Below are 15,467 nucleotides of genomic sequence, written 5' to 3'. Positions count from 1 at the left end.
CCCACCACCCGCACCGGCTACGCCGAGACCCTGGCCCGCCTGGACGGCCGCGGCGGGCGAGGGGATCCGCGGGACCGGCGCTAAGGGCCCTACCGGACGGGCACGTTGTCCCGGTCCCACAGCAGTTCGTCGATCACGCCGACGACGCCGTCGACCCGTAGCGTCATCGTCAGGGCGGTCCGGGTGTCGCCGCGCAGGGTCATCGTGCCGCTCAGCGTCACCACGCCGTTCCTGACGGAGACACGCACCCGCGAGGTGTCCATCCACAGCGAGCGGGTCAGGACGTTCCGGCGGACCTCGCGCTCGATGTCCCGATCCGGCCGGACGAACGGCTTCAGCAGGTCGCGGCGGCTGACGATGCCCACCAGCCGGCCCAGACGGTCCACCACCGGCAGTCGCTTGACGCGGTGGTCGCGCATCAGGCGGCAGGCGTCCGCCAGCGGCGCGGTCTCCCGGACGGTGATCGCGGGGGAGGACATCAGCCGCCGGGCGAGGTTGCACCGGCCCGCGCGGCGGTCGCCGTCCCAGGCCGCGGTCCCGGGCGGACCCTCCGGCTCCGCGCGCAGCAGGTCGGACTCGGAGACGACGCCGGTCACCCGGCCCTCGTCGTTCAGCACCGGTACGGCGCCGACCGTGTGGGCGACGAACATCGCGGCGATCTGCTTGAAGCAGGCGTCCTCGCGGACCGAGATCACCTTCTGGGTCATGACGTCTCCGACGTTGACGCACATGGTGCCTCCAGCCCCGCCCGGACGGGGCGGGCGCCCGCGAAGGATCCCGGCCCGCACGTGTGAGGCGACGGTACGGACGGCGCATGCGAAGAACTGACTCACCTCACACCCAGAAGACTGGGCGCGCGGGTGGCCGGCCCCTAGAGGCTAAATGCCCTTTTTGTCAGGGACTGTCGGCCCTGTTCGGTCCGCGGCGCGGAAACCACCCGCCTCGCACGGAAACACTCCGGTCCGGACGGATATCGGGACGGAGACCGGGGCGGTGGCCGCCGCGATGCCCGCGCTCACCCGGGCTCCAGGAGGGGGCGGTGGAACCGTACGGAGGACGGCTCCGGGGCGGGGCCGATCACCGCCAGCGCCCGTTCGAGCGACCGTTCCAGCGGGACGCCGGTGTCGATCCCGACCGCGCCGGGCCACGGCGCGGCCCGCGCCGCCAGCTCCGCCGCGATCTCCGGACCGGCGTCCGAGATCCCCCCGGTACGGCTCGCGAGCCGGTCGGCGACCACCTGGGGCGGGGCGGTGCAGCGCAGCGCGAACAGCTCGCTGGACGCGTCGTCGGCGACGGCCCCGGCCGCCGCCCGGTGCGCGGCGTCGGTCCAGGAGGCGTCGAGGACGACCGGCTCGCCGTTACGCAACAGCCTGCCGGCCCGCGCCAGCAGCTCGCCGTAGACGCGTTCGGTGTGCTCACGGTCGTAGACGCCCTCACCGAAGGGGGCGGCGGCGGACCGCTCGGGAGTGACGCCGGCCAGCTCCTTGCGGACGCGGTCGCTGCTCAGCAGCGTCACGCCGAGCCGGTCGGCGATGGCCGCGGCCAGGGTCGTCTTGCCGGTGCCGGGCGTCCCGCCGACGAGGATCAGCGGCACCGCGCCGGCCCGCAGGTGACGCAGCGTGAGGCCGGCGAGCTCACGGGCCTGGCGCGCCGCGTCGGGGTCGTGCTGGGCGTGCCGCAGGCAGGCCACCTTGACGCGGACGAAGGCACGGTAGGCGACGTAGTGGTGCCACAGCGTGGGCGGGGCGGGGTCGCCGGAGAACTCGGTGTACCAGTGCAGGAACAGCTCGGCCGCCCGGGGCGCGCCCAGCCGTTCCAGGTCCATGGCGAGGAAGGCCGCGTCGTCCAGGCCGTCGAGGAAGCGCAGCCGCTCGTCGAACTCCAGGCAGTCGAGGATCCGCGGCCCGTCGTCCAGGCAGAAGACGTCCTCGGCGAGCAGGTCGCCGTGGCCGTCCACGATCCTGCCGTCGGCGACGCGGGCGGCGAACAGGGGGCCGCGGCCGTCGAGGAAGCGCAGCGTGCGCTGTTCGATCTCGTCCAGCGCCGGGGCGCCGACCACCTGCTCGGGCAGCGCCCTGACCTGGCCGAAACTCGCCGTCCACCGCGAGCGCAGCGCCGCCACGCCGCCCTCCCGATCGATCCGCGGGTCGCGGCGGGCCCGGCCGTGCATGCCGGCGAGCGCCCTGGCGATCCGGCGCAGGTGGTCGTCGACCGGCTCACCCGCCCGGACCAGCGCCGACAGCCGCCGCTCCTCGGGCATGCGCCGCATCACGACGAGGTGCTCGCAGACCCGCCCGTCGGGGCCGACCACGTCGGCGACCCCCTCGTAGACGTCCGGGGCCAGCCGCCGGTTGAGCTCCACCTCCTCCTGGCAGACGGCCCGCCGGGCTTCGACGGAGGTGAAGTCGAGGAAGCCGAGATCCACCGGCTTCTTGAGCTTGACGGCGCGATCCCCGAGGAGGATCACGACGCCGGAGTGCGTCTCCCTGACCTGCGCCCACGGTTCCATCGATCACGCCTCCGCGTCCCGGTCCGGCCGCCCGGCCGGCGCCGCCCGGCCCCGCGCGGTGGGGCGGACGTCCCCGATGCCCGTCCCTTACCCCCGCCCGCGCCTCCCGACGCGGCCGGGCGGCGTTCGGAGGCGGAAAAGCGCAGGTGGGCGTCACCGGAACGGGTACGCATCGCCGGCCCCGCCCAAGCCGCCGACCTGATCGAGGCGACGCACCGGGTGTGCCCCTGCTCCAACGCAGCGCACGGCAACATCGAGGTGGTGCTGACCGTCAACGGCGCGCGGCCCCGACCTGCCGCCGCCTGACAGCCGCCCCGCGGACCCGTGACCCCGGGCGGGCCCCGCTCCCTCCCGGGGTCACGGGTCCGCGGCCGGGGGACTCCTCGCGGCGCCCGGACCGGACCGTGCGGGCCGGTGGTGTGCGAGAGACGGTAGAGAAGCGGCAAAAGTCCCATCGCGGTACTCCCATGGCACGAGGGGAGCGAACCGGCCGGGTTCATCATGGGTCTATGAACGCGGTCGCCCGCTGGGACGCCTTCCGCGCGCTGGCCGACCGGCGCGGGCGTCCCGGTGCCCGGCTGATCGACTCGCTGGCCGGGGCCGCCGCCACCGCGCCGGGCGGCCCGGCGGCGTGGGCCCCGGAGACGGCCCGCGTCTTCGGTCTGCCGGCCGCGGCCGGCCTGGGCCCCGCGACCTTCTACGCAGACCTCGCCGTCCCGCACGGCCGTCGCCACGTGCGGGTCTGCACGGCGGCCGCCTGCTTCGCCGCCGACGCGGGCCGCCACCTGACCGAGGTGGAGGAGACGCTCGGCGTCGCCGTGGACGGCGTCACCCCGGACGGCGAGGTCTCGCTGCAGGGGGTGCGCTGCCTCGGCTACTGCTACGCGGGCCCCGCCTGCCTCGACGGCGACGTCCCGTGTACCGGCCCCGGCCTCGCCGCCCAGCTCTCCGGCCGGGTGCCGCCGCGGGCGCCGTCGATCCCGGTCGCCGACGCCACCGGAGACCCGGTCGTGCTGGCCGGGATCACCGGCGGGGAGACCGCCTGGCAGGTGTGGCCCCGGGTGGTACGGGAGGGCGACCCCGCGCGGGTGGCCGCCGAGGTGGCCGCCTCCGGGCTGCGCGGGCGGGGCGGCGCCGGGTTCCCGGTGGCCGCCAAGTGGGCCGCCGCGGGCGGCTCGCCCGCCACCGTGGTCGTGGCCAACGGCGACGAGGGGGACCCGGGCTCCTACGCCGACCGGCTGCTGATGGAGTCCGACCCCGACCGGGTGCTGGAGGGGATCGCGCTGGCCTGCTTCGCCTGCGGCGCCCGCCGGGCCGTGGTGCTGGTGCGCTCGGAGTACCCCCTGGCGCTGGCCGCGATGCGGGCCGCGGTGGACCGGGCCCACGCCGCCGGGCACCTGGGTCTCGACGTCCACGGCACCGGCGCCGGCCTCGACGTCCACGTCGTCGCGGGAGCCGGCTCCTACGTCGCGGGGGAGGAGACCGCCCTCATCGCCGGGCTGGAGGGGGAGCGCGGCTGCGCCCGGCCCCGCCCGCCGTACCCGGTCCAGGAGGGGCTGTGGGGCGACCCGACCGTGGTCGGCAACATCGAGACGCTCGCCGCCGTGCCGTGGATCGTGCGCCGGGGCGGCGCCGCCTACGCCCGCCGCGGCACCCCGGCCGAGACCGGCACGAAGCTGGTCTGCCTGTCGGAGCGGTTCGCCCGCCCCGGCTGCCACGAGGTCGAGTTGGGCACGCCGCTGTCGCGCATCGTCACCGAACTGGGCGGCGGCCTGCGCGACGGCGCGGAGCTCGCCGCCCTGCAGGTCGGAGGTCCGCTGGGCGGCTTCCTGGCCCCCGACCGGCTGGACGTGCCGCTGACCGAGGCGGATCTGGCCGCCCGCGGCGCCGCGCTCGGGCACGCCGGCCTGGTCGCCTTCGACCGGCGCCCGGCCCCGCGCGACGTGCTGCGCCACGTGTGGGCCTTCGCCGCCGCCGAGAGCTGCGGCGCCTGCTCGCCCTGCCGCGTCGGCTCCCGCCGCGGCCTGGAGATCGCCGGGTACGGCGGGCCGCCCGGCGAGGAGTACGCGCGGCTGCTGCGGGTGATGGATCAGGCCAGCCTGTGCGCCTTCGGCCGCCGGGTCCCCGCCGCCGTGCGCAGCCTCGCCCGCGCCTACGGCGACCGCCTCGAAGGGTGGGACCCGTGAGCCCCGGCCCGCCGCGGGCGAAGAGCCCCCGGGCGGCGGCCCCCGGGACGGGCTCCGGTACGGCCCCCGGGGCGGCGGCGGTGAAGATCGCGGTGGACGGTGTCGTCGTCCAGGTGGGCGAGGACGCCTCGCTGCTGGACGCGGCGCGCGCCGCCGGGGTCGGGCCGGCGACGCTGCCCGCGCTGTGCCACGACGACCGCCTGTCACCGGCCGGCTCCTGCCGTACCTGCCTGGTGCGGGCCGGCGGGCACGTCGTGGCCGCCTGCGTGACCCCGGCGGCCGGCGGCGCCTCCGTGGAGGTCGCCTCGGGCGAGATGACGGGGCTGCGCCGCGAGGCCGTGGAGCTGATCGTGGCGGGCCTGCCGCCGCGCGCCCTGGCCGGCGACGCCGACAGCGAGCTGGCCGGGGCGTGCCGGGCGCTCGGCGTCGGGCCGGAGGCCGCCCGCGCGCCGGGCGGGCGCGGGCGGGACGACAGCCACCCCTACGTCCGCCTCGACCGCGACCTGTGTATCGCCTGCGGCCGGTGCGTGGGCATGTGCGCCGAGGTCCAGGGCACCTTCGCCCTCACGCTGACCGGCCGCGGCGCCGCCACGGTCGTCGCCCCGGGAACGGGCGGGCCGTGGATCGACTCCGACTGCGTGGCCTGCGGCGGCTGCGTCGACACCTGCCCCACCGGCGCGCTCACCGAGCCCGGCCTGCCGCTCGGCGGCCGGGCGGCGGTGACCGCGCGCACCCGCACCACCTGCGGCTACTGCGGCGTCGGCTGCTCGCTGGAAGTGCTGACCCGCGACGGCGAGGTGGCGGCCGTGCTGCCCGACCGAAACGGCCCGGTCAACCGCGGCCACGCCTGCGTCAAGGGCCGCTTCGCCCACGGCTTCCTGCGCTCACCGGACCGTCTCACCCGGCCGCTGCTGCGCCGCGACGGCCGCCTGGAGGAGGTCACCTGGGCCGAGGCGCTCGACCGCGTCGCCCGGGGACTGCGGGCCGCCGTCGCCGGGGGCGGCCCCGGCGCGGTGGCGGCGATCTCCTCGGCGCGGGCCACCAACGAGGAGAACTACCTGCTGCAGAAGCTCATGCGGGTCGTCCTCGGCACCAACAACATCGACAACTGCTCCCGGCTGTGCCACTCGCCCTCGGCGGCCGGGCTGACCGCCTCCCTGGGCCTGCCCGGCGGCACCGACGCCTTCGAGGACGTCGAGCGCGCCGACTGCCTGCTGCTGGCCGGCGCCAACCCGGCCGAGGCCCACCCGGTGGCCGGCGCCCGGCTGCTGCGGCAGGTCCTGGAGCGGGGGACGCGGCTGGTCGTCGCCGACCCGCGGACCGTCGGGCTGGCCCGCCACGCCGACGTGCACCTGCGGCCCCGCCCCGGAACCAACGTCGCCCTGTTCCACGGGCTGGCGCACGTCCTGCTGACCGAGGGGATGATCGACGAGGAGTTCCTGCGGCGGCGCGCCGCCGGCCTGCCGGAGCTGGCCGTGCTCCTCGACGGCTACCCGCCGGAGCGGGTGGCCGCCCTCACCGGCGTCCCGGCCGCCGACCTGGTGGCCGCCGCCCGCCTGTACGGCCGGGCCGAGCGCCCCGCGATCGTCTACGGCCTCGGCGTCACCGAGCACCTGCACGGCACAGACGGGGTGCGGGCGCTGGCCAACCTGGCGATCCTGCGCGGCGCGGTCGGCACCGGCCGCGGCTTCGGGATCAACCCGCTGCGCGGCCAGAACAACGTCCAGGGCGCCTCCGACATGGGTGCGCTGCCCGACACGCTGCCCGGCTACGGCAGGGTCACCGACCCGGCCGCCCGGCGGCGGGCCGGGGCCGTCTGGGGCGCTCCGGTCCCGGAACGGCCGGGCATGCGTATCCCGGAGATGTTCGCCGCCGCCCGCGCCGGGACGCTGCGGGCGCTGTGGATCATGGGGGAGAACGTCTGCGCCACCGACCCGGACGCGGGCCGGGTCGCCGAGGCGCTCGACGCCTGCCCGCTGGTGATCTGCCAGGAGCTGTTCCCGTCGGAGACCGCGCGCCGCGCCGACGTCGTGCTGCCGGTGACGTCGTGGCTGGAGAAGGATGGCACCTTCGTCAACTTCGACCGCCGCTTCCAGCGGGTCCGCCCCGCGCTCGACCCACCGGGGGAGGCCATGTCCGACTTCGCGGTGATCCACGCCGTCGCCGCCGCGCTCGGCGCGGACCTCGGCTGCCCCACCCCGGCCGCCGCGCTGGCCGAATGCGCCCGGGTGGCCCCGCTGTTCGCCGGGCTGTCGCACGAGCGGCTGGACGCCGAGGGCGCCGTCCCCTGGCCGTGCCCGGACCCCGCCGCCCCCGGGGAGGCGCGCCTGTACCGGGAGCGGTTCGCCACCCCCGACGGTCTGGCCCGCCTGGCCGCCCCGCCGTACCTGCCGCCGGGTGAGACGCCGGACGACCGCTACCCGCTGGTCATGGTCACCGGGCGGCGCTGGGCGCACTACAACTCCGGCACCATGACCCGCCGTACGGGCAACCTCCTGCTGGACCCCGGCGACCGGCTCGACCTGCACCCGGCCGACGCCGCCCGGCACGGCCTCGCCGACGGCGCGCCGGTGGTCGTGGAGAGCCGGCACGGCCGGGCCACGCTGCTCGCGCGGCTCACCGACGAGGTGCCCCCCGGGCAGGTGTTCTGCGCGTTCCACTTCCCCGGAAGCGGGGTCAACACCCTCACCTCCGACCACACCGACACCGTGACGTCGTGCCCGGAGTACAAGGTGACGGCGGTACGGCTGGCCAGGGGCGGCTGAGACGGCCGCCCGCCGTCCCCGGACACGGGCATCGAGAGGAGCATCGAGGGGAACAGCATGGCGAAACCGCGGACGAGACGACGCAGGGTCGTGACCGGCTACGACGGCTCGGACCACTCGCTGCAGGCCCTGGAGTGGGCCATGGACGAGGCCGAGCTCAGACGGCTTCCGCTGACCGTCGTCCACGCCTGGCAGTGGCCGTACGGCGAGGCCGGCGAGGACGCCGGGGACCGGGGCCGGGCGGCGGCCGGGCGGGTGCTACGGCACGGCGCCGACTGCGCCCGGGCGTGCAGCACGATCGTGGAGGTGGCCACCGACCTCTACGAGGGGCCCGCGGCCCGGCGGCTGGTGGAGCTGTCCGCCGACGCCGAGCTCGTCGTGATCGGCTCCCGCGGCCGGAACGCCCCGGCCCGGTCGGTGATCGGCTCCACGGCCTCCGCCGTCGCCGCCCACGCGCGGGCCCCGGTGCTCATCACCCGTGGGACCGGCCCGATCCCCGTGCCGCTGCATCCCGGCCCGGTGGTCCTCGGCCTGAAGGACACCACCGGCGGCGAGGTACTGGAGTTCGCCTTCGAGGAGGCGGCCCTGCGGCGGCTGCGGCTGCTCGTCATGCACGCCGGCCATCCGCACCACCTGACGGCGTGGGGCGTCGCCATGGCCCCGCTGCCCGACGTCGACGACTCGGCCCGGGTCTGCCGGGAGTGGGTGGACGAGCGTCTCGCCGGCTGGCAGGAGAAGTACCCGAAGGTCGCCGTCGACGTCTGCCTCAGCACCACCGCGCCGAAGGAGTCGCTGCTGGACGCGTCGGCGAAGGCGACCCTCCTCGTGGCCGGGGCCGGGCGGTCGGCGCTGCTGTCCGGGCACCTGGGGCTGATGACCCGTTCCCTGGTCAGGCATGCCTCCGGCCCCGTCGCGGTCGTGCCCCCCGCCGCGGGACCCGCCGGGCCCGGCGGGTCCCTGAGAGCAGATCTCTCCGGGAGCGGGCCCCCGACGGCGGACCCCCGACAGCACGGATCCCCCGGGAGCATGTCCCCGGGAGCAGGGGACAGGGGCCGGTGACACGGACGGGAGGAAGCCATGGGCGGGCAGGTGGTGGCCGGCACGGACGGATCGAGGCCGGCGTCGATCGCGGTGAAGTGGGCGGCCGACGACGCCGCCCGGCGCGGGTGCGGCCTGCGCGTCGTCCACGTCTGCGAGCCGTGGGCCTACGACCTGCCGTACGTGCAGGTGCCCGGTGTCCAGGCGCCCGGAGCGCAGGTGCCCGGCGCACGGGTGCCCGGAGCGCCCGTGGGCGTGTCGCGCGCCTGCGAGGAGATGCTCGCCACCGCCGTGGACCTGGCCCGCGATCAGGCGCCCGGCGTGGAGGTGACGCCCGTGCTCGTCACCGGGCGGATCATCGAGACGCTGCTGGAGGAGTCCCGCGAGGCGGCCCAGGTCGTCGTCGGCAGCCGGGGCCTGGGCGGTTTCGCCGGCATGCTGGTCGGGTCGGTCGGGGTGGGCCTGGCCGGCCGGGCGGCCTGTCCCGTGGTCGTGGTGCGCGGCGCCCAGGAGGCCGTGCAGGGCGAGGTCGTCGCCGGCTTCGACGGGTCGGCCGAGTCCCGCGCCGCGCTGGAGTACGCCTTCGCCGAGGCCGCCCGCCGCGGCGCCCGCCTCCGCGTGGTCTACGCCTGGCACGCGCCCGTGATGACCCCGTACGCGGCCGGCTGCTCGTCGCTGGCCGAGGACGCCCTCGCCTCCGGCCGGGAGGCGGTGCGCGGGGTGCTGGAGTCGTGGATCAGGGACCACCCCCAGGTGGAGACGGCCGAGACGTCGATCTGCGCCCACCCGGTGTCCGCCCTCTGCGAGGCCTCGGCTCAGGCCGACCTCGTGGTCGTCGGCTCGCGCGGCCTGGCCGGGCTCGGCTCGCTCGTGCTGGGCTCGGTCAGCCGCGGCGTGCTGCACCACGCCCACTGCCCGGTCGCGGTGGTGCCGTCCCCGGGGGAGGAGTGAGGGTGCGCGGCCGCGGCGCGCCCGCGCCGCCCCGCGCCGGGCACACGGACGGGCACACGGACGGTACCGGCACCCGGACCGGAAGTCCCGGGTGGACGGGTCCTTCGGCCGCTGCGGCGGCCCCGGGCCCGGGTGTCGGATGGACGGTGACGGACCCAAGGAGGGTGACATGACAGCGCACGTACTGGTGGGTGCGGACGGCTCCGCTCCGGCGCGGGCCGCGGTTCGATGGGCCGCCGACGAGGCGGTCCGGCGAGGCTGGGCCCTGCGGATCGTGCACGTGTGCGAGCCGTGGACCTACGACCTCCCGCTCCAGACCCCGCCGGGCTTCCACGACTCCATGGCCGCGTACTGCCGGGGGATGCTCGACGGCGCCGTCGACCTGGCCCACGAACACGCCCCGCAGCTGGAGGTGAACAGCGTGCTGGAACCGGGCAGGACCGTGGAGGTCCTGCGCCGCGAGGCCGCCGACGCCCGGGAGGTCGTGGTCGGCAGCCGAGGTCGCGGCGGGTTCACCGGCCTGCTGCTCGGCTCGGTCTCCCTGGCCCTGGCGGGGCGTGTGAGCGTTCCCGTCGTGGTGGTCAAGGGCGAGCCGAGGGAGCGGCCGTTCGGCGAGGTCGTCGTCGGCTTCGACGGCTCGGCCCACTCGGCGGCGGCCCTGGAGTACGCCTTCGAGGACGCCGCCCGGCGCGGAGCCCGGCTGCATGTCGTGCACACCTGGCAGATGCCCGTCGTGGGACCGGGCGCCACCGCCTACACGCCGCTGATCGAGGAGATCGCCGCCTCCGAGCGGCACATCACCCAGGAGGCGCTCGCCCCGTGGCGGGACAAGTACCCGCAGGTGGAGGTCACCGAGACGGCGGTCTGCGGGCACCCGGTCGCGGTCATCCGCGACGCGTCGCGGAACGCGGACTTGGTGGTCGTCGGCTCCCGCGGGCTGGGCCGCGCCGGCTCCGCCCTGCTCGGCTCGGTGAGCCACGGCGTGCTGCACCACTCCCACTGCCCCGTCGCCGTGGTACGCGCCCCCGGGGAGGCGTGATGGACGTGAAGAGCCCGTCGGACGTCCGCGACCTCACGGTCGGCCAGGTGATGAGCCGGACGCTCGTCGCCGTCGACCCCGACGAGTCCCCGCTGCTGGCCTGGGAGATCATGCGCCGGGCCGGCGTCCACCACCTGCCGGTCGTGGACGGCGACCGCCACCTGGTGGGCGTCCTCACCCGGGAGGACATCACCGCCCGCTGGTCGGGCGGCCCGGCCGAGCAGTCCAGGGTCCGCGTCCAGGACCTGATCGCCGGGCACCGCTGCCCCCGCATCTCGGCGCGCGCGCCGCTGCGGGAGGCCGCGGCGGCCATGATCGGCGCCGGGACCGCCGCGGTCCCGGTCCTGGGGGAGTCGGGGACCATCGTGGGGATGGTGACCACCACCGACATCCTGCGGGCGGTGGCCGGCCGGATCGCCGAGGAGACCGGCGAAGGCGAGCCACCGGAGCTCATGACGGGGATGTTCCGCCTGGTCCCGGTGCTGCCGCATGACTCATGGCGTTGACGCGCAGCTCGCCGCGCGGATCCACTTCCTGGCCCGGGTCGCGTACGGCGCCGCGTCCCGCCCCCGCGCGGGACGCGAGATCGTCGTCGCGTTCGACGGGTCCCCGCAGAGCCGCGCCGCCGTCGGGTGGGCGGCGCGGGCGTGCGGGGTGCGCGGCGGGAGGCTGACCGTCTGCCACGTGTGGGACGGCCCCCGGGCCGAGCGCGAGGCGGCGGTGACCACGCGCGAACGCGGCCTCGCCGGGCTCATCCTGTCGGAGGGCGTGGAACTGGCCGAGCGGCTGCTGCCCGGCCGCGCCGTGCGGTCGGCGCTGCTGCGGGGGGATCCCGGGACGGAGCTGGTCTCGCTCGGCCGGACGGCGGAGATGCTGGTGCTCGGCACCCGGGGCCGCGGCGGCATGGCAGAGCTGCTCGTCGGCTCGGTGAGCGCCCATGTCGCCACGCACGCGGCCTGCCCCGTGCTGGCCGTACGCGGGACCGCCGAGGCGGCGGGGGGCGCGGAGACCGTCGTGGTCGGGGTGGACGGGTCGGACTGCTCGCTGGCGGCCCTGCGGTTCGCACTCGAGTACGCCCGGGGGCACCGGCTGCCGGTGCACGCGATCCACGCCTGCCGGGACGGGCCGGGCAGGCGGGGGGAGGAGCTGGAGCGGTGGGTCGCCGAGGCCGTCACCGCGCTGCCCCGGGGAACCGCCGGGGTGACCGTCACGACCAGTACGGTCGGCGGCCCGCCGCTGCCGGTGCTGCTGCCCGGCAGCCACCGGGCCCGGCTGCTGGTCGTCGGCTCGCGCGGGCTCGGCCCGGTGCGAAGCCGCCTGCTCGGCTCGGTCAGCCGGGAGCTGCTCCGGCGGGCCGGATGCACGGTGGCGGTGGTCAAGGACCGCGACTGAGACCCGCGCGGACCGGCGGGCGTTCCCCGGAGGGACACGGGTCGCGAAGCGGGGCGGGCCGGGCCGGGAGATGGGCCGCGCGACGGGGCTTTTCCGGGCCGGAGGGGATCCGGCGACGGCCCCGGCCGGGAAACGGGCCGAAAGTCCCCCGGCGGCGGGCCCAGCGGCTCTGGGAGCCCCGCCGCCCCGCGCCGACGCTTGAACAGACGGCCCCCTACCCGAGGAGGAGACCATGTCCTCGAACGACACCGCCCGGCCGGTCCCTGGAGCGGCCGGCCCCGTCATCGTCGCGGTGGACGGCTCACCCGACGCCGCCAGGGCGGTCCGGTGGGCGGCCGACGACGCCTTCCGGCGGCGGCTGCCGCTGCGCCTCGTGCACGTCGTGGAGCGCGGGCCGTACGACATCCCCCGGTTCTCCGCCCCCGAATGGCCGGGAACGCTCGTCGTGAGCGGCCGCCGCGTCCTTGAGGAGGCCGAGAACCAGGCGCGCGCCCGCCAGCCCACGCTGGAGGTGACCACCGAGCTGATCGAGGGGTCCCGGACGAGGAGCCTGTGCGAGCAGGCCGCGGACGCCGCCCAGATCGTGCTCGGCAGCCGCGGCCTGGGCGGCTTCGCCAGCGCCCTGCTCGGCTCGGTGAGCACCTACGTCGCCGGGCACGTCCGCTGCCCGGTGGTCGTCGTCCGCCCCGGCGGCGAGGAGCACCGCCGCGAGGTCGTCGTCGGCGTCGACGACTCCCCGCAGTCCGACCCCGCCCTCGCCTACGCCTTCGAGCAGGCCAGGGCGCGCGGCTGCCCGCTGCGCGCGGTCCACGCCTGGCAGCTCCCGGTGCACGCCTTCGCGCCCGACGTCACCTACGACATGGACGAGGTCCGCCGCTACCAGGACCGCATGGTGCGGGAGAAGCTCACCGCCTGGCGGGAGAAGCTCCCCGAGGTGCAGGTGATCGAGGACGTCTCCAGCGCCCACCCCGTCGACGCCCTCGTCGAGGCGTCGGCGGACGCCGACCTGGTCGTCGTGGGCTCCCGGGGCATGGGCACGATCGGCTCGGCGATCCTGGGCTCTGTCAGCCGAGGGGTGCTGCACCACGCCCGCTGCCCGGTGGCGGTCGTGCGGGCATGAACCCCGGCCGCGCCGCGCATCGGGCCACCGCCGTCCTGCTCGCGGTCACCGTGGCCGGGCTGGTGTGCGGCGGCGCGCTGTACCTGGCGGGCGAGGTCACCGCGGCCGATGCCGTGTGGGCGGTGGTCACCGCCGTGGCCCTGGCGCCCGCGGCGTGGTGGGTGGTCTCGGCGCTGCGCGGCGGCCGGATGGGCGTGGACGCGATCGCCGTCCTCGCCCTGGGCGGCGCGCTCGCCGTACGGGAGTACCTCGCCGGCGCGCTGATCGGCGTGATGCTCGCCACCGGCCGGGCCCTGGAGGAGCACGCGCTGCGCCGCGCCCGGCGCGACCTCACCGCGCTGTACGAGCGCGCCCCCCGCTCGGCCCGGCGTTACGAGGACGGCGAGCCCCGCCTCGTCCCGGTGGACGTGGTCCGCCCCGGCGACCTGCTGATGGTCCCCGCGGGCGAGACCGTCCCCGCCGACGGCGTGGTCGCGGCCGGCTCGGCGCTGCTGGACGAGTCGGCGCTGACCGGCGAGTCGCTGCCGGTGGAGTACGGCGCCGGCCGGCCGGTGCGCAGCGGCACTGTCAACGCCGGCTCCGCGTTCGACCTGCGCGCCACCCGCACCGCGGCCGACAGCGCCTACGCCGGCGTCGTGCGGCTGGCCAGGGAGACCGAGGCGGCGAGCGCCCCCGTCGTACGGCTCGCCGACCGCTTCGCCGCCTGGTTCCTGCCCGTCACGCTGCTCGCGGCCGGGACGGCCTGGTGGCTGTCCGGTGACCCGGTCCGCGCCGTCGCCGTGCTGGTCGTCGCCACCCCCTGCCCGCTGCTGCTGGCCGCGCCCGCCGCGATCGCCTCCGGCCTGTCCCGCACCGCCCGCCACGGCGTGGTCGTCAAGGGCGGCGGGGCGCTGGAGCGGCTCGGGCAGGCCCGCACGCTGGTGCTGGACAAGACCGGAACGCTGACCTCGGGCCGGCCGCACGTCTCCGGCGTCGTGGCCGCGCCCGGCGCCGACCCCGGTGACGTGCTGTTCTGGGCCGCCGCGGTGGACCGGATGTCGTCCCACGTGCTCGCCGAGGCGATCGTCCGCGCCGCCCGGGAGCGCGGCGTCTCCCCGCCGCAGCCGTCCGGCGTCGTCGAGCGGCCCGGCACCGGCACCGAGGGGCTGGTGGAGGGCCGCCGCGTCGAGGTCGGCAAGGCCACCGCCCCCTCCCACCCGGAGTGGGAACGCGTCCAGCGGGCGCGGGCCGCCCTGGACGGCGCCATGACCGTCTGGGTGACCGCCGACGGCGACCCGGTCGGGGTGATCCTGCTCCGCGACACCGTGCGGCCCGACGCGGCGCGGACCCTGCGCCGGATGCGCGCCGCCGGGATCGAGCGGGTGGTCATGCTCACCGGTGACCGCCCCGAGGTCGCCGAGAGCGTCGGCGTGGTCCTCGGCGTGGACCGGGTGCTGGCCGGGCAGACGCCCGCGGACAAGGTCGCGGCGGTACGGCGGGAGACCGGCCGGGCGGTGACCGTGATGGTCGGCGACGGCGTCAACGACGCCCCGGCCCTGGCCGCCGCCGACGTCGGGGTCGCCATGGGCGCCCGGGGTTCGGCCGCCTCCACCCAGGCCGCCGACGTGGTGCTCACCGCCGACCGGCTGGACCGCCTGGCCGACGCCATGGACGTCGCCCGCCGCTCCCGGCGCATCGCCGTACAGAGCGCCGCCGCCGGGATGGCGATGTCACTGCTCGCCATGGCCGCCGCCGCGGCCGGGATGCTGCCGCCCGCGGCCGGCGCGCTGCTGCAGGAGGCCATCGACATCGCCGTGATCGTCAACGCGCTGCGGGCGCTGCGCTCGGCGCGCGGCACCCGCCCGGCGGTGGACGCCGCCACCGAGTCCCTGCTGCGCCGCTTCGAGCTGGACCACTCCTCGCTGCGGCCTCCGCTGGAGCTGATCCGCCGGACCGCCGACGAACTGGGCGAACGTCCCGGCCCCGAGGATCTCGGGCGTCTGCGGGAGGTCCACCGCTTCCTCACCGGACGGCTGCTCCCGCACGAGCGGGCCGAGGAGCGTGCGCTGTACCCGGCGATGGGGCAGGTGCTCGGCGGCCCGGAGGTGACCATGACGATGAGCAGGGCGCACGCCGAGATCGAGCGGCTCGTCCGCCGGCTGGGCCGCCACCTCGACCTCGCCGGGAACGCCGGGCTCCGCCCGGAGCAGCTCGACGACCTGCGCTCCTGCCTGTACGGCCTGCACGCGGTGCTGCTGCTCCACTTCGACCAGGAGGAGGAGGCGTACTTCTCCCTCGCCCTCGGCGCCGGCTCCCCGGCGTGACCCCCGCCGCGGTCCGGGGCGGCGGCCGGGCCCCGGCGCGGCCGGACCGGGTGCCCGGTGGGGGACGGGCCCGTACCGGGGCCATGGTCCCTGCCATCGGGGACTTTCGCCGCTGACCGCCCGGCCGCCGCCCGGGGACGATCGACACAGGAGGCGATGATGAC

The 15,467-nt window shown here is 77.1% G+C and carries 11 protein-coding genes; 9 read left to right on the top strand and 2 right to left on the bottom strand.

Features of this window, described 5'->3' with window-relative positions:
- Positions 1 to 89 precede the first annotated feature (89 nt).
- Both HDA43_RS19835 and HDA43_RS19830 read right to left on the bottom strand, forming a co-directional pair.
- Positions 90 to 731, bottom strand: a complete 642-nt coding sequence (locus tag HDA43_RS19835; protein WP_179823889.1) for a CBS domain-containing protein — start codon at positions 729 to 731, stop codon at positions 90 to 92.
- A gap of 284 nt (positions 732 to 1,015) precedes the next feature.
- On the bottom strand, positions 1,016 to 2,509 hold the full coding sequence (locus HDA43_RS19830) for a bifunctional aminoglycoside phosphotransferase/ATP-binding protein (protein WP_179823884.1): 1,494 nt from the start codon (positions 2,507 to 2,509) through the stop codon (positions 1,016 to 1,018).
- A gap of 509 nt (positions 2,510 to 3,018) precedes the next feature.
- On the opposite strand from HDA43_RS19830, the gene HDA43_RS19825 reads away from it, so the two are divergent.
- The 9 genes from HDA43_RS19825 (at position 3,019) to HDA43_RS19785 (ending at position 15,303) form a co-directional block, all read left to right on the top strand.
- Positions 3,019 to 4,695, top strand: coding sequence for an NAD(P)H-dependent oxidoreductase subunit E (locus tag HDA43_RS19825; protein WP_179823882.1), 1,677 nt, complete (start codon positions 3,019 to 3,021; stop codon positions 4,693 to 4,695).
- Positions 4,692 to 7,460, top strand: a complete 2,769-nt coding sequence (gene fdhF / locus HDA43_RS19820; protein ID WP_312873449.1) for a formate dehydrogenase subunit alpha — start codon at positions 4,692 to 4,694, stop codon at positions 7,458 to 7,460. The genes HDA43_RS19825 and fdhF overlap by 4 nt, the downstream gene beginning before the upstream one ends.
- Positions 7,461 to 7,517: 57 nt before the next feature.
- Positions 7,518 to 8,519, top strand: a complete 1,002-nt coding sequence (locus tag HDA43_RS19815; RefSeq protein ID WP_179823881.1) for a universal stress protein — start codon at positions 7,518 to 7,520, stop codon at positions 8,517 to 8,519.
- Between the two features lie 18 nt (positions 8,520 to 8,537).
- Positions 8,538 to 9,449, top strand: a complete 912-nt coding sequence (locus tag HDA43_RS19810) for a universal stress protein (RefSeq protein WP_179823879.1) — start codon at positions 8,538 to 8,540, stop codon at positions 9,447 to 9,449.
- A gap of 169 nt (positions 9,450 to 9,618) precedes the next feature.
- Positions 9,619 to 10,488, top strand: coding sequence for a universal stress protein (locus HDA43_RS19805; protein WP_179823877.1), 870 nt, complete (start codon positions 9,619 to 9,621; stop codon positions 10,486 to 10,488).
- Positions 10,488 to 10,994 (top strand): CBS domain-containing protein, encoded by a 507-nt coding sequence (locus HDA43_RS19800; protein ID WP_179823876.1) that lies wholly within the window; start codon positions 10,488 to 10,490, stop codon positions 10,992 to 10,994. The genes HDA43_RS19805 and HDA43_RS19800 overlap by 1 nt, the downstream gene beginning before the upstream one ends.
- Positions 10,978 to 11,880: a universal stress protein gene (locus HDA43_RS19795; RefSeq protein ID WP_179823867.1), complete on the top strand. Its 903-nt coding sequence runs from the start codon at positions 10,978 to 10,980 to the stop codon at positions 11,878 to 11,880. The genes HDA43_RS19800 and HDA43_RS19795 overlap by 17 nt, the downstream gene beginning before the upstream one ends.
- Before the next feature lie 232 nt (positions 11,881 to 12,112).
- Positions 12,113 to 13,000 (top strand): universal stress protein, encoded by an 888-nt coding sequence (locus HDA43_RS19790; protein WP_179823865.1) that lies wholly within the window; start codon positions 12,113 to 12,115, stop codon positions 12,998 to 13,000.
- The gene (locus HDA43_RS19785; RefSeq protein ID WP_179823863.1) at positions 12,997 to 15,303 is read left to right on the top strand and encodes a heavy metal translocating P-type ATPase; all 2,307 of its coding nucleotides are present in this window, start codon (positions 12,997 to 12,999) and stop codon (positions 15,301 to 15,303) included. Before HDA43_RS19790 ends, HDA43_RS19785 begins: the two co-directional genes overlap by 4 nt.
- The last annotated feature ends 164 nt before the right edge of the window (positions 15,304 to 15,467 follow it).

The sequence above is a fragment of the Streptosporangium sandarakinum genome, from assembly GCF_013409935.1.
GTDB lineage: Bacteria > Actinomycetota > Actinomycetes > Streptosporangiales > Streptosporangiaceae > Streptosporangium > Streptosporangium nondiastaticum.
This window is presented reverse-complemented; position numbering and strand designations above follow the sequence as displayed.